This window comes from Enterococcus sp. AMC1623 (assembly GCF_058216495.1).
Genome location: NZ_CM177096.1, coordinates 2,854,796 through 2,874,348, shown reverse-complemented (window position 1 = coordinate 2,874,348; position 19,553 = coordinate 2,854,796). Strand labels below are relative to the sequence as shown.

At 36.6% G+C, this 19,553-nt stretch carries 19 protein-coding genes; 6 read left to right on the top strand and 13 right to left on the bottom strand.

Annotated elements, in window-relative coordinates:
- Window positions 1–58 precede the first annotated feature (58 nt).
- Together AC4BC7_RS14015 and AC4BC7_RS14010 are read left to right on the top strand one after the other, a co-directional pair.
- Window positions 59–622: a helix-turn-helix domain-containing protein gene (locus AC4BC7_RS14015; RefSeq protein WP_311055572.1), complete on the top strand. Its 564-nt coding sequence runs from the start codon at window positions 59–61 to the stop codon at window positions 620–622.
- Window positions 508–1,452, top strand: coding sequence for an IS3 family transposase (locus AC4BC7_RS14010; protein ID WP_490504395.1), 945 nt, complete (start codon window positions 508–510; stop codon window positions 1,450–1,452). Before AC4BC7_RS14015 ends, AC4BC7_RS14010 begins: the two co-directional genes overlap by 115 nt.
- A gap of 384 nt (window positions 1,453–1,836) precedes the next feature.
- Here the strand turns inward: AC4BC7_RS14010 and AC4BC7_RS14005 are convergent, their stop codons facing one another.
- The 9 genes from AC4BC7_RS14005 to AC4BC7_RS13965 all read right to left on the bottom strand — a co-directional run bounded on the left by AC4BC7_RS14005 (window position 1,837) and on the right by AC4BC7_RS13965 (window position 9,565).
- Complete coding sequence (locus AC4BC7_RS14005; protein ID WP_490503137.1) at window positions 1,837–2,442, bottom strand: DUF1054 domain-containing protein; 606 nt, start codon at window positions 2,440–2,442, stop codon at window positions 1,837–1,839.
- Between the two features lie 68 nt (window positions 2,443–2,510).
- On the bottom strand, window positions 2,511–3,476 hold the full coding sequence (locus AC4BC7_RS14000) for a sodium:calcium antiporter (RefSeq protein WP_490503136.1): 966 nt from the start codon (window positions 3,474–3,476) through the stop codon (window positions 2,511–2,513).
- Between the two features lie 72 nt (window positions 3,477–3,548).
- Window positions 3,549–4,934, bottom strand: a complete 1,386-nt coding sequence (locus AC4BC7_RS13995; RefSeq protein ID WP_490503135.1) for a PH domain-containing protein — start codon at window positions 4,932–4,934, stop codon at window positions 3,549–3,551.
- A complete protein-coding gene (locus AC4BC7_RS13990) occupies window positions 4,927–5,415 on the bottom strand; it encodes a PH domain-containing protein (protein WP_490503134.1) in 489 nt (162 codons plus the stop codon). Before AC4BC7_RS13990 ends, AC4BC7_RS13995 begins: the two co-directional genes overlap by 8 nt.
- Window positions 5,416–5,433: 18 nt before the next feature.
- Window positions 5,434–6,237 carry an acyl-CoA thioester hydrolase/BAAT C-terminal domain-containing protein gene (locus AC4BC7_RS13985; RefSeq protein WP_207942166.1) on the bottom strand — a complete coding sequence of 268 codons (804 nt, stop codon included), beginning with the start codon at window positions 6,235–6,237 and terminating at the stop codon, window positions 5,434–5,436.
- Between the two features lie 112 nt (window positions 6,238–6,349).
- Window positions 6,350–7,510, bottom strand: coding sequence for an MFS transporter (locus AC4BC7_RS13980; protein ID WP_490503133.1), 1,161 nt, complete (start codon window positions 7,508–7,510; stop codon window positions 6,350–6,352).
- A gap of 118 nt (window positions 7,511–7,628) precedes the next feature.
- Window positions 7,629–8,522: a metallophosphoesterase gene (locus AC4BC7_RS13975; protein WP_490503132.1), complete on the bottom strand. Its 894-nt coding sequence runs from the start codon at window positions 8,520–8,522 to the stop codon at window positions 7,629–7,631.
- A complete protein-coding gene (locus AC4BC7_RS13970) occupies window positions 8,485–8,898 on the bottom strand; it encodes an iron-sulfur cluster biosynthesis family protein (RefSeq protein ID WP_490503131.1) in 414 nt (137 codons plus the stop codon). Before AC4BC7_RS13970 ends, AC4BC7_RS13975 begins: the two co-directional genes overlap by 38 nt.
- Before the next feature lie 94 nt (window positions 8,899–8,992).
- Window positions 8,993–9,565 (bottom strand): GNAT family N-acetyltransferase, encoded by a 573-nt coding sequence (locus AC4BC7_RS13965; RefSeq protein WP_490503130.1) that lies wholly within the window; start codon window positions 9,563–9,565, stop codon window positions 8,993–8,995.
- 126 nt (window positions 9,566–9,691) lie between these two features.
- On the opposite strand from AC4BC7_RS13965, the gene AC4BC7_RS13960 reads away from it, so the two are divergent.
- On the top strand, window positions 9,692–10,138 hold the full coding sequence (locus AC4BC7_RS13960) for a YueI family protein (protein WP_207942309.1): 447 nt from the start codon (window positions 9,692–9,694) through the stop codon (window positions 10,136–10,138).
- Between the two features lie 15 nt (window positions 10,139–10,153).
- A complete protein-coding gene (locus AC4BC7_RS13955) occupies window positions 10,154–10,561 on the top strand; it encodes a hypothetical protein (protein WP_207942171.1) in 408 nt (135 codons plus the stop codon).
- Window positions 10,562–10,608: 47 nt separating this feature from the next.
- Here the strand turns inward: AC4BC7_RS13955 and AC4BC7_RS13950 are convergent, their stop codons facing one another.
- Window positions 10,609–11,367 (bottom strand): MerR family DNA-binding transcriptional regulator, encoded by a 759-nt coding sequence (locus tag AC4BC7_RS13950; RefSeq protein ID WP_490503129.1) that lies wholly within the window; start codon window positions 11,365–11,367, stop codon window positions 10,609–10,611.
- Between the two features lie 163 nt (window positions 11,368–11,530).
- Between AC4BC7_RS13950 and AC4BC7_RS13945 the strand changes: the two genes are divergently transcribed.
- Window positions 11,531–13,297 (top strand): ABC transporter ATP-binding protein, encoded by a 1,767-nt coding sequence (locus AC4BC7_RS13945; RefSeq protein WP_490503128.1) that lies wholly within the window; start codon window positions 11,531–11,533, stop codon window positions 13,295–13,297.
- Window positions 13,266–15,038, top strand: coding sequence for an ABC transporter ATP-binding protein (locus AC4BC7_RS13940; RefSeq protein WP_207942174.1), 1,773 nt, complete (start codon window positions 13,266–13,268; stop codon window positions 15,036–15,038). The genes AC4BC7_RS13945 and AC4BC7_RS13940 overlap by 32 nt, the downstream gene beginning before the upstream one ends.
- Window positions 15,039–15,099: 61 nt before the next feature.
- On the opposite strand, the gene gshAB is transcribed toward AC4BC7_RS13940, so the two are convergent.
- The 3 genes from gshAB to AC4BC7_RS13925 form a co-directional block, all read right to left on the bottom strand.
- The gene (gshAB, locus tag AC4BC7_RS13935; RefSeq protein WP_490503127.1) at window positions 15,100–17,361 is read right to left on the bottom strand and encodes a bifunctional glutamate--cysteine ligase GshA/glutathione synthetase GshB; all 2,262 of its coding nucleotides are present in this window, start codon (window positions 17,359–17,361) and stop codon (window positions 15,100–15,102) included.
- A 134-nt stretch (window positions 17,362–17,495) separates the two neighbouring features.
- Entirely contained in the window at window positions 17,496–18,722 is a 1,227-nt protein-coding gene (ftsY, locus tag AC4BC7_RS13930) for a signal recognition particle-docking protein FtsY (RefSeq protein WP_207942176.1), read from the bottom strand.
- Window positions 18,723–18,735: 13 nt separating this feature from the next.
- The gene (locus AC4BC7_RS13925; RefSeq protein WP_207942177.1) at window positions 18,736–19,545 is read right to left on the bottom strand and encodes a Cof-type HAD-IIB family hydrolase; all 810 of its coding nucleotides are present in this window, start codon (window positions 19,543–19,545) and stop codon (window positions 18,736–18,738) included.
- Window positions 19,546–19,553: the final 8 nt, after the last annotated feature.

The following is a 19,553-nucleotide window of genomic DNA, read 5'->3' as shown; positions in this document are numbered from 1 at the left end:
AGTATGGTACCGACCCCCGAAAGTTAGAGTAATAAATCTAACTTTCGGGGGTATTTTTATGGCTAAATATAGTGAAGAATTTAAAATAAAGCTTGTTACGGAGTATTTGGATGGAAATATTGGTTATAAATTATTGGCGAAGAAATACAATATGCCTTCTGCAACACCATTACAAAATTGGGTAAGAGCTTATAAAACACAAGGGATGGAGGGATTAAAACGAAGAAAAAGGAAGGAAGTATATCCTGTTCAATTTAAATTAAATACGATACAATTTATGTTAGACACAGGTGCTTCTTATCAGGAAACGACTGAACAATTCGGATTAAATAATCCTTCATTAATTTATCGTTGGATGAAAGATTTTAATTCTCAAGGGATAGAAGGCTTGAAACCAAAATCAAAGGAGCGACCTTCTATGACTAAGAAACTAAATAAACAAACGAAAAAGGAAGAAAACAAGTTCACACGTGAAACGGAGTTAGAACGAGAGAATGAACTACTGAGATTAGAAATTGCCTATTTAAAAAAGCTGAGAGCTTTTCGGGAAAATCCGAATGTCTTACTCGAAAAGCGCAAGCAAAATGGGCATTCGAACTTAAAGAAGAAGGGTTCCGATTAAAGGATATTATCCTAGTTGTGGGAATTCCCGAAGCAACCTATCACTATCATGTCAAGAACTTCGGAAAAGAAGATCTGGATATCGAACTAAAAGAACGCATTACTCACCTATTTAAGGCGTTTTATGAACGTTATGGATATAAACGGATTACAGACGAGTTAAAGAAATTAGGATACTGTATTAATCATAAAAAGGTGTATCGCATTATGCGAGAGCTAGGATTAAAGTGTGTAAAATTCATGCGAAAATCCCGTAAATACAATTCATATAAAGGAACTACTGGAAAAATAGTGAAGAATCGATTGTCACGTCGGTTTAGTACACCTATCCCATTTCAGAAACTAGTAACTGACATTACGGAATTCAAATGTCTAGGGGAAGAAAAGTTGTATTTAAACCCTATTCTTGACCTATATAATGGAGAAGTGATTGCGTTTGGAATTAAGAAACGCCCAACATTAGATTTAGTCATGGAGCCACTAAATGAAACAATAGAGATAATAAAGAATCACGCAACCTACCGTACAACTATCCATTCGGATCAAGGTTGGCATTACCAACATAATAAATGGGTAAAAACATTAAATAAAAACAATGTATTCCAGAGTATGTCACGTAAAGCAACGTGTGCAGACAATGCTTCGATGGAGAATTTCTTTGGCATATTAAAACAAGAAATGTATTATGGAGAGAAACTAGTCAGTTATGAAGAATTAAAACGACGAATTAAAGAATACATCTACTGGTATAACCACGTACGATCAAAAGTAAAATTGGCTGGACTGAGTCCGGTCGAATACCGAATTCAATCCAGCCAATCAGCTGCATAATAAAAACTCTAACTTTTAGGGGTCGCCACCTATTGAGAAAATGATACAGAACTTTTTTTTAGCCGTCAACTTTTTTTAATAATTATTTATTAATTTGTACCTCTAATTTTAATCATTCTATCCATTTTTTAATAAAGAGGGTTATTTGACATCAATTAATGAAAACTTTGTGAAAAAAATATATTCTAATCTCTTCTTGTTATATTCCAACTATTTTTTCCAATATGGAACAACTTTGCTTTTAGTTGCTTTCTCGAATCCAGTAATCCAAGCCATTTATAATTTTTTTCATAACTTATCCTAGTAACAACAGTAGCTTTCTTCGCATTTATTTTTAGAAATTCTCACAAAAAGAAGCGTACGAGAAATGCTCGACGCTTCTTTTTATTCTATCTGTAATCCCTTGTTCATTTCTAGTAATAAATGATAGGTCTCTAACATATATGCTTGTGCTTGATCTGGATTTTGCCATAAGGAACTTTCTTTGGGAATGACACGACCAATTTGTAATTCACTTTTTTTCACTTTCTTCAATCGCTGCAAGGCTTTTTCCATCGATTCAGTAGTTAACGGTTCATACGCACAAATCGTATGGTCTGTGTTTATAACCATATCTTCTGGCAGATTATTCCACCATTCAGGATGTTCAAGCAAACGCTCTGCCATTTCTTCTTTTCCTTTAGGTTGATCAATCAACGACAACCACATAAAGACATACTCTGGGAAAATACCTAATTGAAAATGAGCTTCCATCTTGTAGCCACGTTTCTTACGACTAATTGCTGACCAAGTATTTTCTGGTGGATGGACGCTACGGCGACGATGCTGAGCGATATGAATAAAGAGTTCGTCATTCATTTCGGGTGCTAATTTTTCTTTAAAATATTCATTTAATTCTTGAAAAATCGGTTGAATTTCTGCACGAATTGCGGCCATTCGTTCATCTAATCCCTCAATTTCAAAGACTGCAAAACTTTTTTCGGTAAACATGGATATTTTCCTCCTTCTACATTTTACCATTATAGCGCAAGTAAATTCGTTTCAACAAATGTCTTCCTTTACAATAAGAATAAACTGGCAAGAATGTAGATAGCGTAACTCATAATTAACACGATTCCTTCTTTTTTACTAATCTGATGTTTATTTGAATTGAAGATAAAGGCTAGGAAAATCAGCACAATGAGTAATAAACTAGGAAATTGTAGATAAAAATTTTCCGGTGAGAAATATAAACCATCTGCTAAAATACTACCAATACCTAAAACAACCAAAATATTTAAAATGTTCGCACCAATCACATTGCCGACTGCTAAATCCCCAGCTCCTTTTTTCGTCGCATGATACATTGTTGACAGTTCTGGAGCATTTGTCACAAAAGCAATGACAGTTGCGGAAATAATTCCTTCTGATAGACTAAAACGTTGCGCTAAAATGTCAATAATCGGGACAATAATCCCTGCTCCTAAACTAATTAAAGCGATAAAGAAACATAATTTAAACAAGGATAGAAAAAAATTAGAAGAAGCTGCAGTGTGCGTCTCAGTCGCCGCTTTCGTTTTAAAGGTAAACCATAGATATAGGGGTGTTAAAAGTAAAAAGAAGATGCCCGCTATTCGCGGTAATTGAGAAGTTGGTGAAAGAAAAGTAAGTAGAAAGACTAAGACAGCTAAACTACTGAAAAAGAGTGTTTTGTAAGTGACTAAACGAGAAATAGGAACAACACCTGTCAATGCTCCAATACCGACAATAATACTTAGATTAGTAACCATTGATCCCATCGCATTGCCCACTGCAATATCAGGACTATGCTGATTGATAGCTACAATAGTTGTCGCTAGCTCGGTTATGACAGTTCCAAATGCAACAATTGTCGCACCGGTAGCAATTTCTGAAATCTGAAGTTTACGGCTAATTTCCAATGCTTGATCGATCATACGATCCGCAGAACTGGAAATCATCCATAAACAACCTAAAAATAATACCATTAGAAAAACACTTGGAACTTGAAAAAGAATGTTTGTCATAAGAAAACCTCCCTTTTCTTTTTATTTTCTCTAAAAAAAGGGAGGGCTGTCAAGTTATTAAGATGACATTTGCTATTTTTTCTGATAGAACGCTTTGATTTTAGAAAGATCCTCTTTGTCAATATAACGCAAACGCAGACTCGCTGCTGACGTATTCGCTTTGATAAATAAACGAACATGATAAATTTCTTTTAAATATAACCATTTACTTGTTTCCTCGTATAGTGCTTGAATTTTTGCACGTTTTACAAAAGTTTGGATTTTTGTAAAAAAGAAATACTGTTGGATACAAAGCTGTTGATTAATTATCACATAGCCTTGATAATAACTAGTTACCATCTCAATCAGTAACCAACTTATGAAAAGAAGAAGACCAATTATACTTAACCACGGTCGAATGAAAAATACTCCGACAATGATAGGAATTAAAATCATCAATGGGATTCGTAAAAAATACCATGTTTTATTCCGAGAAGTATAATGTAATTCTGCATTTGGAAACTGCCATTCTGGTAAAAGTGTACGTAACACTTGAGAAACTTCTTTTTCGTGAACAATGGGTAGTAAAAACACTTGCTTTAGTTCATCGTCTTCTTCTTGTCCACTAGCAAGTAACAGCTCAACTGAAACTAATCCAAATAGTTTACGTAATACTTGCTGATTAATTTGCAGACCTTGAATTTTAGTTAAAGGAATTTTTTGTGTTTTACGTTCCAACAGGCCCCTTTCAAGGGTTAGTGTCTCTGGTTGGCGTGTCACACGAAAGCGATAATAAAAAATCATGTGTCTGATGATAGATAATGCTGACACTAAAAACAACACACTACACCCAACAAGAAGTAACATTAGCCAGCCTGCTTGCAAAAATTGTTCTCCTACTGTCAATAACCACGTTGACCAACTAGCAGGTATAATCTGATCGACAAAAGCTAGAATTGCAAAAAAGGTAGCAAAAATACTTAGATTTGTTAAACTAAATACTAAAATTTGACTAGTTGTTACCTCGTAAACATTTATTTTCCTTGCTTCTCTCTGCTGATGGCGCAGTTCTTCTAATTGTTGAACGACTGTTTCTGGAACAGCAGTTAAAATTGCTTCTGCCTCTGTACTACTTCCGCCAGCTGTTTCAATCGTTATACGAACCACATGGAATGGTTTAAAGAAAAACCATTGTTGTTGCTTAAGCGTCTGGATACGCTCATAGGGAATAACTGTCTCTTTTTTATTCAAAACTCCTGTATAAACAATTAATGAATCGGTGGTCAATTGATAATAACGAGTTGCATATTGTAAACTAGCAACTCCACTTATTAATACAAACAATCCTATACTTAAATAAATCAAGGATACTTCACGCCAACCGACTAACGCTAAAATAATTGGCACAACGAAATTTTTTAATTGCTGAAAGAACTCTATAATCCATGAAAGTGGGTGATAACGTTGCTTTTTAGACATCTTCTTTTGCCACCTTTACCAATGCAATAATTTGATTTCTTAATTCTTGCGCTTCTTCAATGTCTAATCCTGCAATATGATGAGTAGTTGCTGCAGTATGAATTCTTAATTCAATCAAGTTTTCTTTTCGTAAAAATGGACCTTGCTCTGTTTCTATATGTTGAATACGATTAATCGGTACAAAAATTGTCGAGCGAAAAAAATAGCCCTTTTGAAAAGCCAAATCTTCATTCGTAATTTCATAGCGATTAAAAGTATAACGATATGGTATCAGAATCAAGCTGATAATGGTGTGAATCATAATAAGACTGACACCACTAACACTAGCAATCAACCAATAGTTATTCCAAAAATCAAGCCAGTTTAAAATAAACCCACAACTAACAATACCCACTAGCAGAATGCTAGTCGTTACAAAAATAGTTTTACGCCAAACTCGTTTAATACGTAGAGGTAATTGTTTGGATAATAACACGTACATTTTTCCACCTACTTTTTATCATACATGCCACTTGGCCAATTTCTTTTCTATTAGTTCATTCATGGAATAGGTCGCATATAAATTGCCGTCATTGGTTCCACCTTGCATTCGTTTAGTGGAGAAAAGATGTCCGGCTTCTTCATAGACGTAATGTTCGACTGATTTAGCACGAATGGCATTCGTTGCCAACATCTGGCCCATTTGCGCACTGGGCCAAAATAAATCTTCTTTTCCTGAAAAAAGTAAGAGATTGCCTTTGAAAGTGGAGCTGTCAATTCTAGCTTCTGGCACTTGACGATTCGCTGTAAATTCATAGTCAAACATTTCTTTTAATAATGAACTTTTCCCGAAGTATTCTTTGAGTTTCATCCGCCAAGTAAAGCGGATAGTAGGTAACGGTTTGCCATGTAAAGTCCAAGCTGGTTGATAATCTTCTCCGGGATAAATAAATGCTGTTGGAGCTACTAACACAAGATTAGATACCACTTGGAAATGGTTTGCTAAGATAAAGGCTAATTCTGCACCACGTGATGCACCGACAATTGTCAGTGGATAAGAAGCCTCAAATTGTTCTGCAAATTGAATGACATGTGAAAAAAACTCTAACGGTACATGCGCCAATTTGGGAGGTAAAGATTCTTTGCCAAAGTAATAAATCGCTAAAACACGGTAACCTTTTTCGGCAATTTGATAGGCTTGTTCAAAGAGACATTCTCCTTCTGCCGTACCTAACGTAATGACTACGCCACGACGACTTTTCTCAGGTATAAAACAGTAACCTCGCACCGATTGATACGCTAATTTTTTGATTTCGACTTCCATTACACAAACCCCTTTAAACCCCACATTTTTAAACAACCGTTTTCATTTTATCAAATAACAAAGCCTTCTCGCAAGCTCTTCTCAAAGAAACAAAAAAACAGAGAATTTCTCCTCAAATTTTTTGTTTTTTTAAAATATTTCGCCCGATGATTGCTAATAATATACTGTTTGCTACAATCATGTAAAATAGCATATGATAGTTTCCACTCGTATCAATTAACCAACCTAGTAGAACTGGCACTTGACCACCAATCATATAACCAAAAGCCTGAATCATTCCCGTCCACACACTCGCTTCGCTGGGGGTCTTTGTATAAGTTAAGGGTAATAACATAGCAATTGGGAAATAGCCACCTGTACCTATCGCAAAGAAGCAAACAGCAAGCATAGCCGCGCTTAGATTGGCAATGGATAGAAAAAAAGCACCGCTAAGCATTGCTACCGAACACAAATATATCCAAAACTTCGGATTTCCTGTCCGATCCATTAATGCAGGAATCAAAAAGCTACAAGTCATTTGCACTGTAGTAAATGCTGTTAATAAAAAAACACTGTGATTGGATAAAACGACAGTATTGCGGAAAAATTCTGCAATCCACGTTAAAATACTATAAAACATGCCCGATTGTAAGGCGAAAAAAGCTACCATTTTCCAAGCTTGTAAATTTGCTAATGGAAATTTTACAGCAGTCACAGTTTGAATCGTTTCGTCTTGTTTTTCTTTCGGTGAAAAAACAAGCCACAAAACAGCAATCACTACTGCCAACACTCCCCAAATGCCCAAAGCATTGGCCCACTCTCCTTCAAACCAACTTGTCATTTGAGGGACCATTCCGGAGGCAACCACTGACCCTAAGCCCATAGCTAAGGAATAAACCCCGATTAATAAACCTGCATGATTAGGAAATTCTTCTTTAATAAAACCCGATACTAATGGTCCAATAATCGCTACTGAAAAACCAATAATAAATGCTGTACTCACTAAACCAATATATCCTGAAAAAAGCATACGACTTAAGGTAGTCAAGCCTAAAATGAGTAAAAGTAAAAAAATACTCTGTCGTCGTCCAAAAATTTGTTGGACACGTCCAATGCCAAATGCAAATAATCCCATACAAAAAACGGGAATACTCGGTAGCAGACTCGCTTGAACATTGCTAATCGCTAAACTAGCTTTGATTTGGTTCATCACTGGTGGCACACTAGAAATTCCTAGACGTAAATTAAATGCTACAATAAAAATGAGCGCACTATTTTTTACATATCCACGCATAATTACTCCTTTCGATTCATTCATCCTTGAATTTCAAGAAAATTCAAATTTTTTTATGTCCAGTATACCACAAAGAAACACTAGAATCTTAGCCAACTCTGATTCTAGTGTTTCTTTTTTAATACTCAATTACTGTTAAACTCCGTTGAAACTCTTCTAATAAATGACTTTCTTTGTAGCGATTAAAGTCATCTTGATTTTTTCTCAACACGCCGCGCATTTTAGTTGGATTGAAGACTTCTGCCAATTGATTATTTAAAACAAACTCTCTCGTTAATTGCCATTCAAAATAATAACCAAAAGGTCGGCAATGGTAATTGGTTGCCCCGATTAATTGGCTACCAAAACGACGATGCGTATGTCCAAAAATAACGTGTTCGATATTAGTAAATTCATTGAGCGTTTCACCAAATGCTTTTGAACCTAAAAAAGCATTCAAATGATTCCAACGAGCATATTTGCCTGTGTGTTGTACGATAAAATTTTCTTGCGGCACAAAATGTGTAGCTAAAACAATTTGTTTGTCTTTAGGAATGGTAGTTAAGACTTGATACAAACGCTCGCAAACGCGTTGGCTAATTTCTGGATCCGTTCCTTGACGTTGAATCATGCGATCATACCAAAACAAATTCTTTAAGCGAATGATTTCTTGTGTATCTTCCATATCTGAAAATTGATAATCGTACCAACCGTTTACACCTATTAAAATTTTTTGTTCCGATAAATCTAAGGTCTTAAAATTTAAAAAGAATGGATTCGCAAAATCCTCAAAATCTTGTTCTTGCGTAATATCCGCCATTTCATGATTGCCCCAATGAAACGTCGTAGGCATTGCTTCATTAAAGAAATCCACTACTGCCAAAGCGCGGTCTACTTTATTTGCGGTGTCACCGGCTAAATGCAAATGCGAAATCTGCTGCTCTTTTAAATAATTACGTAATTGGGCTAAATTCTCTATGCTTAGATGGTTGATATCAGCATGAAGATCCGTTACGATAGCTAATTTGTTCATTTGTTTTTCCTTCTTTTAACTCAATTCGTTTCATCGGTACGTTGGCAGCTAACACCCCACTATCAGAGACTAGTTGCATCCGTTGATAGGCAGCTTCAATACTGATTTTTGTTTCATTATCTAAATAGCGCTCAGAAGTTGATTTGATGTAGACTATTCCTAGTTCCGTCTCTACACGGTCATCATAAACAGCTAGTTCTGACTCAGGAAACTCTTTTGGTACAAATAATACGCGAAAATTAGGATATAACTGACAAGAGGCACCTGCTTCTACAAATGGTCCAATGGCGTCTTCAAAGTCTAATAAAATACGGTCACCTTCTTGACGAATCGCATTCATTTTTTCTTGAGCTTCTCTTGTTACCTGCAGTTTCATTTTTGTCGCCCCTTTCTTTGTTAAGCACTGGTAAAATTCCAGTTCCTTACTATAAGTATACGTCAAAATGAGTCTTCTTGGGTAGATTACGCTTCTACTGTTCTTTGGCCTTTTGCCACTGACTTTTCGTGATACCATATGTCACTATATCACTCACTTTGCCATAAATTTTTTTTGCTTCATAAATTGTGCTTTCTTTCGTCATGCCAATTTTTTCCATCACACGACCAGATTTAGGATTTTTTAAATCATGGACTGCAAAAATTCGGATCAACTGGAGTTTTTCAAAACCTAAAGCTAACAGAACATGCGCTGCTTCAGGAACCAAACCTTGTCCCCAATAAGTTTTATTAAGGGTATAACCGATTTCAGCAGTACCTTCTTTTATATTTACTCGTAAATCAATCGTCCCAATCATTTTATGATTTTCTTTCAGCTCTAGCGCAAATTTTCCAAATGGATCAGCCATGAAAACAGACGCAATAATGGCTCGTGTTTCTTCAATTGTTTGATGAGTGGGGAAAACAAAAGTTGTCGTTTCTTCATCGCTCGCATATTCAAACATATCTTTCGCATCGGCTAAAGTTAGCGGACGTAAGCATAAACGCTCCGTCTCCAACACTTGATTTTCTGCAAAAACGACATAATGATTTTCTATTTGTTCCATGTGCTCGCCTCCTTGGTAATTTCTCTATTATAACGTATTTTATAAAAGGTACAACTGCTTGTGAATAAAACAACTTATTTTTAGGTTCTATGTTATAATAGACGAAACTAAATGCTTAGGAGGATGATGATGACCGACGAACTTCAAAAACACCTGGATAATGGTCTCTACGGCGTGCCATTACTCAAACCCGATGAGCAACGAAAATATTTAGGTACCTTTCGTGAGCGTTGCTATCTTAGTATGACCATTTCCCAAATGACCAAGCAACAAAATGAAGACTATCTCCGTAAACATCTGAAAGAGTATCCCAACAGCAAGATTTTAATTAACGGAAAAGTACCAGAAACAGTTCAACAGACGTATATTCAATTAGCCATGCAAGCGAATCTGCCGTTCACTGTTGTCGCTACAGCAGACCCTTATCAAAACGACAGGATTGGTTTACTGGTTGTTGCTAAAACAGCAGTCAACGAACAAACCATTGATATAGAAAAAAAAGTTACTGTTGCCCCTAGCCAAAAACAAGCAGCACCGAAGAAAGAAACATTTTGGCACAAACTTTTTCGTTAAAAGGAGGAATTGGTTATGTCCACACCATCATACAATGAATTAAAAAAGGAATTGGTTACTGCACTTGATATCCACATTGATTTATTAAAAGACACGTCCTTAATTGAACCTGAACATTTAGACGGTATTATGTTTATGATGCGTAGCTTTGGTTTCATGCTTGATCGTGCACCAAAAGTCTTGCTTGAAGAAGATCCTGAAGAAATGAATTTCTTAATGTTTCAATATTATAGTTTATTGAGTGAATTGAAACATAACTTGCTTTTAAATTATCCAAACACTACCTTGCAAAACCGACCATTAATTGACATTGTGCAAATTTTCCCGACAACCTATGAAAAAGATATGAAATTGTGGTGGGAACAATTAACAGGGTTGCACGTTGATGACAGCAAACAAACAATGTCTTTAGATATTGACTAAAAAAGAAAGCCGAATGCTCAAGCATTCGGCTTTCTTTTTATGGTTGATTATAAAGGAACAATTTCTAACCAAGCTTTATAATAATCCATGGTTTTTCCATTTCCTTCAGAGGCAGTAGCTAAATAACTAGCAATTACGCCTTTAATCGAAAAACCTTGTGCGTTCATAGCATTTTTATGTTCAATAAAATTATTTGAATCAAAGTTTTCGGCATCACAGGTTAATAAACACGTCACATAAAGAGGTGTTTGTTTCGGTTCACTTTTCCAAATTTCCTTCTTAGACGACTCCCCACTTACAGCTAACCCCATTTGAAATAATTCCTCTTCTTTTTCCTTATACAAAACAAAATTAGCTAGTTGTTGCAATTGAATTTGCATATCTTCGGCATTTAGAAGGTCAAACGGCACAATTTTTTTTATATTTATGGGTTCTTTTTCATATTGTTTCTCTTGTAAATGAAATAAGCTTTCTAGTTGTTCTTTTCTGCGAGCAATGCCGCGAAACTTTTTTTTGAGATGTTGTAATTCTTGTTGAACCTCGACTTCGGTATCTTCCAAAAGCGAATAGATTTCTTCTGGGCGCAAGCGATTAAAATTTTTCATTTTTTGAATCGGAATATTTAGATTGCGATGGAAAACGACATCTAATAATTCGATAATCGTTTGAATAGTATATTCTCGATAATCATTTTCATCATTGCGCTTCGCAGAAAAGATTTCCTTTTCTTCCCAGTAACGAGTGGTTGATGTGGGGATTTGAAATAATTTTGCGATTTCTCCGATGGTATAGGTTTTTTCTTCCATAATGCACCGCCTTTTTCTTTTTAGTACAATGATAAAACTTTTCTCATTGACATTCAAGCTACTTGAAGGTTTAGAATAAAACTTGCGATTCTTGAAACGCTCCTCCTGCTTGATTTATTTCCTGATTTTCAAGCAATTACTAAAAAGAAAGAGAGTACTCACAATGAAACATCTACTATTATTTTTTTCAAAAAACAAAAAATTGAGTCTTTTAACCCTACTCAGTTTAATTATTCAAGTGTTAGGAACGTTAGCTGTTCCTTTTTTAATTGGTGAGCTTATCGATAGTGGTATTGCTTCCAACAATTATTCCTTAGTGATAAAAATCGGGGGGCAAATGCTAGCTGTCGCGTTAGTTGGTAGTGCTGCGGCGATTTACGGTAGTTATTTATCTGCCCGATTAGCTGCCTTATACGGCTATGAACTAAGACGTAATTTTTATCATAAAATTCAACTGTTATCGATTCAAGATGTGGAATCGTTTAATATCTCAAGCTTATTAACTCGAATGATGAACGACGTGACCAATATTCAACGTTCGATGGTAATGGCATTACAGTTGATTATTCCAGCTCCTATTATTTGTCTATTCGCCGTAGTGATGACAGCGATTCATTCACCTAAATTAGCTAGCATTCCTCTTTTGGCGATTGTCTTATATTTGCTTTCCGTGAACTATTTATTGAAAAAAGGCTTACCATTATCCCGCGAAATTCAAATTCGTTTAGATAAAATGATGGTGAAACTTAGAGAATTTTTCAACGGCATGATGATGATTCGAGCATTTGATAAGCAACATGTAGAAGAAACAAAACTCAATCAACGTTTTACAGATTATGCAGATAGCATGATTCGGGTGAATAAAATTTTTGCCTTCTTAACTCCAATTGCTTATTTATTAATGGGTTTGGTTTTTTCTTTAATTATTTGGTTTGGTGGTCTTCTAGTCGGCAGTGGACAGTTGCAAATTGGTGTTGTGACTGCGGTGATTGAATATTCTGTCCTGACCTTAGCTTATCTAATTGTGGCGGCAATGGTGATTGTCACTCTGCCTCGTTCCTTGGCTTCTCTGAATCGGGTGAATGAGGTGCTGGAAACAACACCAGAAATAATCACACAGGCAGATTCAGCAGCACCTTCTATCCAAGAGGGTGCGCCTTTTGTCCGTTTTCAACACGTAACTTTCGCTTATAACGGTGCTGAACCTGTGTTAAATGATATTTCTTTTGATATTTTGAAAGGAAAAACCACAGCGATTGTCGGCGGCACTGGTTCAGGTAAAAGTACCATTGCGAAAGTCCTACTCCATTTAACTACGATTCAAAAAGGACACATACTTATTGACGGACAAGAGTTAAAAACGATTCCGCAAGCCGACTTAATTCATAAAATTAGCTACGTCCCACAAAAAGCCTTTCTTTTTAGTGGCACAATCGCCAGTAATTTAAAAATGGGCTACGCTTCTGCTACAGATGAAATGATGGCGCAGGCTCTGGAAATTGCTCAAGCCACAGACTTCGTGTCTCAGCAAGATCAAGGTATTCATAGTTTTGTTGCCCAAGGAGGAACAAATTTTTCTGGGGGTCAAAAACAACGCTTGAGTATTGCTAGAGCGTTAGTCAAACCAGCACAACTTTATATTTTTGACGACAGTTTTTCAGCTCTTGACTATCAAACAGACGCTTTATTACGTCATTCTTTAGCAACGCAGATGCCTGAAGCAACTTTTTTAATTGTCGCACAACGATTAAGTACGATTAAAGATGCCGACCGAATTATTGTTCTAGATGAAGGTCGGATTGTTGGTCAAGGAACACATGAAGAGTTGTTAAAAAACAATCAAACCTATCAAGAATTCGCATTTTCTCAGGGAATAGATTTTAAAGGAGGAAACTCAGATGGAGATGACTCAAAAACATGGGAGTTTTAAACGCTTCGTTACTTTTATTAAGCCAGAACGGAAATATTTCTATCTTTTAGCTATTTGTAGTTTAATTAGTAATACTCTGGTGACAGTGATGCCGTTAATTATGGCTGTTGCCATTGATAATTTATTAGCGACGATTCAACGCGCATCGAGCACGCTAACTTTTTCGACAATCAAAGGGGTCTTGGGCTTCCCTGTGCTTATTTTGCTAGGAATTGCGATTATCAGTGCGATTTTTTCTTATTTGCAAGAAAAGATGATGGCCTCGCTCAGTGAGCAAATCACCTTACGTTTACGAAAAGAAATCTCACAAAAATTTAAAGTGCTCCCGATGTCCTTTTTTGATACACATCAAGTAGGAGATATTCTAAGTCGTACAACGAATGATATTAACCGCATTTCTGAAGTGCTTCTAACAGGAATTAATCAGTTATTTTCTTCGGTTGTCAATATTTCCTTAGGTCTAGCAATGTTGTTTTATATAGATTTGAAATTAACCGGGATTATCTTGTTGGTTATTGCTCTAGCTACGCTGGTAACAGGCTGGATTGCCAATAAAAACAAAATTTTAGCGGATAAAAATCAAGTTGAATTAGGAAATTTAAACAATCAAGTTGAAGAATTTTTCTCTGGGAATTTAGAAATAAAAGCCTTCCACAATCAACAATTGACAGCTGACATGCTTGATAAAACAAATAGACAGCATGCACAAGCCTTTCAAAATTCACAATTTTTTGACTTTGCGATTTATCCTGCGGTTCGTTTCATTAACCAACTCGCTTTTATTGTCAGTGCCATTCTTGGTGCGGGTATGGTCATTCAAGGATCGATGACCATCGGGATTATTCAAGCTTATCTTCAATACGTGAATCAAGTGTCTGAGCCTATCACTAATTTTTCTTATGTCATTAATGCCATTCAAAGCGCCATGGCATCCTTGGACCGAGTGTTAGTGATTTTAGACCAACCAGAAGAAATCCCTGACAGTAACCATACAAATAAACTGAAATATCCGCAAGGTCAAATCACCTTTGAACATGTCCAATTTGGTTATACGCCAGATAAATTATTAATGAACGATATCAGTTTTGAAGCCCAACCGAATAAAATGATTGCGATTGTAGGTCCAACTGGTGCGGGTAAAACAACTTTGGTCAATTTACTGATGCGTTTTTATGAAATTAACGGTGGTAAAATTATGTTTGACGGTCATGATATTACAACATTATCTCGTAAAGAATTACGCTCTATGTTTGGAATGGTTCTTCAAAATACTTGGTTATTTGAAGGCACTGTCGCGGAGAATATTGCTTATGGCAAAAAAGAAGCGACACGAGAAGAAATCATCGACGTTGCCAAAATGGCACAATGTGACCACTTTATTCGAACGTTACCAGAGGGCTATGACACAATCATTTCTAGTGAGAATGGCTCCCTATCACAAGGGCAACAACAATTATTAACGATTGCTCGAGTGATTTTAGCCAATCCGCCAGTGGTTATTTTAGATGAAGCAACATCCAGCGTAGATACGCGTACAGAAGTCGAAATCCAAACAGCTATGCAACGCATAACTGAAAATCGAACGAGCTTTGTGATTGCTCATCGTCTATCAACCATTGAAAAAGCCGATTTAATTTTAGTCATGGCCCAAGGCACGATTGTTGAACAAGGTAATCATGCGGAATTACTTCAACAGAATGGACTATATGCACAGCTTCATCAAAGCCAGTTTAAAGAATAACGGTGAAAATGACACACAATAAAAAGTCGATCGTTCATGAGCAGATGAACGACCGACTTTTTTACATTACTTCAGGAAATAATAAATTTAAGACATCCATCGTTAAACGACGACTTTGGCCTTGATACGAATACATATGCATGTGCATCGCTGGATTAAAGTTTGCTTCAATAATACCGTACGCTCCGGGCTCATCTGCTGGACGATTTTTATCAGGAATAATTAAATCAATCCCGCAAATCACTGCACCTAACGCCTCGACTGCTGCTGCCGCAACCTTTTGATAATCTTCTGGAATCTCTTTCGTCATATCAATGGAGTCGCCACCCGTACTAATATTGGAATTTTCGCGTAGATACACGATTGTTCCTGCTTGTGGAATCGAATCCACGGTGTAGCCTTGCGCTTTTAACATCAACTTTTCAATATTTCCTAGTTGAATCAATTCCAATGGTGCCCGGTGATCTGTTCCACGCAATGGGTCTTCATTTTTCTTTGCTACTAATTCAGTAATAGTATGAATACCATCCCCTTGGACGTTGGCTGGGACACGAAGCATGATGGCCTTCGTTTCACCATCTAACACAAAGAAACGATATTCCGTACCAGGTAAAAATTCTTCAACTAAAATTGAATGATCTTCTGAAAAAGCAATATCCACTGCTTCTTGATAATCTTCAAAGGAAGCTCCTTCTTTAAAAATAGAAATGCCTAGCCCATAATTTGTTGTTTTCGGTTTTACGACAAAACCTTGCTCAGCAAATTCAGCATAGCCTTGCAAAGCAGTTGCTTTGTCATCAAATTCACGACCAGCGGGCACACGGTAGCCCGCATTGGCTAAAACTTTTTTAGTAACGGTTTTATTTGCCATAATTAACGGCACGATATAGTTATCTTTACTCGTCATGTTGGCATTTTTGACGTATTCAACCTTATCGCCTACTTTTAATTTCAGGAATTGGTCGCTTTCATCAAGCACTTCGACTTGAATGCCTTTTTGAATCGCGTCAAAAAGTAAAATTTGTGTCGACAATTCCATTTCACGGAAACCAGCTAATTGATAAGGACGTTCCCACGCATAGTCATGATATTGTTTGCCATGAGTGACTGCTAATTCTTTTTGACTCGTTTGTTGACTAGCTAGATATAATTTCCCAGCTAGGGTTTTTGCAGGATCATCCAGTTGTTCTTCCAAATCAGCAAGTAAATTTTCTGATACAGGAAGGGCTAATTTATCAATAAATGCAGCAAATTCAGCAAGCAATTCACGGGCTTCTTCGATAAAAATAGTAGGTTGAAGTGGATGTTCTAAAGAAACGATTTTTTCTTTTTCGTCTCCTTGTGCTACCCATTCATCGGCATCGTTGCCTTCATCTTTCCACAATAGGAAGAGTAAAAAGACATGTAAAAATTCCACTTGCAGTTCGCTAATACCGTATTTTTCAAAAGGATTTAAATCGATATTTCGTAATTCAATATAACGGATACCCGCTGAGGCTAAATCAGCAACTTTTTTCCCGCCACGCAAACGAACTGGTGCATAAAATTCTTTTTCTTCTGATAATTTGCCCTCTTCTACCATGCGGTCAATATCGGCTAAATAATCTTGAATCGTCGCATAAGTGACTTGTACATCTTCATGGTTTTTATAACCGTAGATACTGTTCCGAATGCTGCGTACGGGCTCATTTGGTCCTTTTTCATCAACGAAATAACGAGCTTCACTAGTGGGTGTTGCTCCAAAGAAATACGTGATTAACCAACGATAGTGTAAATAATTGCGTGTTACTTTTAAATAAATGTCAGTTTTAAATTGTTGATAATCGGTTACTTCCTTTTGTGCTTCAAATAATTTTCTGATTAACGCATCTCCAAATTCAAAATTAAAATGAATACCACTGACCATCTGTTTACGACGACCATACGTCTTTGCCAAATAGCGACGATATAAAACATCTTCAAAATTTTCCAATTTTGCGATGATAATGTCTTCATCTTTTTCTGGTAATGCTGGTGGCATGCTTAATGGCCACAACATTTCTTCATTATTCATTGAACGATACGTAACATCGTGAATAGCTGCTAAATAACGAAATAGTTCTGGAATGCTTTCTGTCACAGGTGTAATCAATTCCATTTGTGTCTCAGCAAAATCCGTCTGAATATAGGGATGGTGTGTGCGATTCCCCAAAGTATTCGGATAATCTGTCGTAACTAAATCACCTGTTACGGTCACACGTTGACTTTCTTTCTCCATTCCATAACGGACTTTTAATAAATACGGTTGGAGTTCTTGTTTTTCTAAAATTTGTTGAATATTCATCAGTAAGTTTCCCTTCTTTCAAACAAGGTATTATCCGTATTATATCAACAACTGAAAAGACTTGCTTACTTTTTGTCTCTTTTTCTAAAAATTTTCAAGCAAAAAAGACAGCCGAATCTTCAGCTGTCTTTTTCTCAATATTCTTCTTGTAAAAGTTCTTTGAATAAACCGACAACAAAATCATTCGGGTTAAATGGCTCTAAGTCGTCAATGCCTTCCCCTAGACCCACAAGTTTTACTGGCAAGTGCAATTCATTACGGATAGCTAACACAATTCCACCTTTTGCTGTGCCATCTAGTTTGGTTAAAACTAAACCAGTCACATCCGTTGTTTCTTTGAATTGTTTGGCTTGTGTCATTGCATTTTGTCCCGTTGTTGCATCCAAAACAAGCAATACCTCATGAGGTGCTTCTGGGTCAACTCGTTGAATAATCCGTTTGATTTTGTCTAATTCGTTCATCAAGTTCACTTTATTCTGCAAACGACCTGCCGTATCCACTAATAAAACATCGGCATGCTCTTCTTTGGCACGTTGCATCGCATCAAACACAACTGCTGCCGGGTCACCGCCAGCTTTGCCACGGACAACTTCGACTTGTGCGCGTTCGCCCCACACAACCAACTGATCAATCGCCCCAGCTCGGAACGTATCCGCGGCTGCTAATAGAACTTTTTTGCCTTCTAAGCGATATTGATTGGCTAATTTCCCAATACTTGTCGTTTTACCTACCCCATTTACACCGACAAATAAGAAAACAGATAAGCCATTTGTTTGTAGATTTAATTCATTGACTTCATTTAAGCCTTCTTCTTCGTATAAATCGACTAGTTTTTCGATAATTGCATTTTGAACGGCTGCTGGTTTTTTAGCATTCCGTAACTTCACCTCTTGGCGTAATTCATCAGCAATTCTCATCGACGTTTCGAAACCAACATCGGCACCAATCAACGTTTCTTCGACTTCTTCAAAGAAATCTTCGTCTACTGAACGGAAGTTAGCAAACAATTCATTCATCCGTTGTTTAAATGTTTTACGAGTTTTTGCTAAACCTTTGTTGTATTTTTCTTGCGTGTCAATCGATTCTGAAACTGGTTCAGACGCTGTCACTTCTGATATTTCTTCTTCACTGATTTCAATTGGTTCTGGGACAACTTCCGTAACTTCCTCGATAGTCGCCTCAACTTCTTCGACTTCAGCTTCTTCGATTTCTGTTTCCGTTATTTCTTGAGTCTCTTCAACCACGAGATCCTCAGCGTCTTCTTCGACTTGATCAACTTCTTCAATTTCTTCAACTTCTGATTCTTGCTCTTTTTCTTTGTCACGAATAAAGGCGCTCTTAATCTTATCAAATAACCCCATATTTTTTCACTCCTTATCGTAATACGTATTTTTCAACGACTTTAGCAACGCCGTCTTCTTCATTTGAATCGGTCACAACATCCGCAATCTCTTTCACGCGTGGAATCGCATTTGCCATCGCTACACCAATTCCGGCATATTCAATCATTGGTAAATCATTTTCTTCATCACCAATACACATTACCTCTTCTTGCTCAATGCCTAAATCTTTTGCCAGTAAAGAAATACCATATGCTTTGGTAATTCCTTTTGGCATAAATTCCAATAAATTGTCACGTGTTTTAATGACTTCATATTGCTCACGGACAGTAGCGGGAATTTTTTGAATTTGCTCATCAAGATAGTCTTTATGATACCCAACGACCACTTTATTATACAATCGGTCTGCTGGTAATTCGGCTACTTTCGCTGTTTCACGATGCAATAATGGTGACAACTCTGGATACAACGTTTTATGATTTTTTGACGGATCTAAAATAATCACCGTATCATGTGATAATACATCCATCGGTAAATCTAATTCTTCGGCTAAAGCAACGAGCGATTGAACATCAGATACTTCCAATGTTGCGCGTTCCATCACTTCACCTGTATCATTTTTTTGGACTAACCCGCCATTAAAAGTGATGCTATAATCTCCCTCATCTTGTAACTCTAACTCGTGTAAAAACGGTTCAATCGCACGTAAAGGACGACCCGTACACAAGACAACTTTGATACCTTGTGCTTTCGCTTGCTGTAAGGCTTGTTTATTACGCTCTGAAATACGTTTTTTTCCATCAAGTAACGTTCCATCTAAATCAATTGCAATTAACTTAATCATCAGTATCT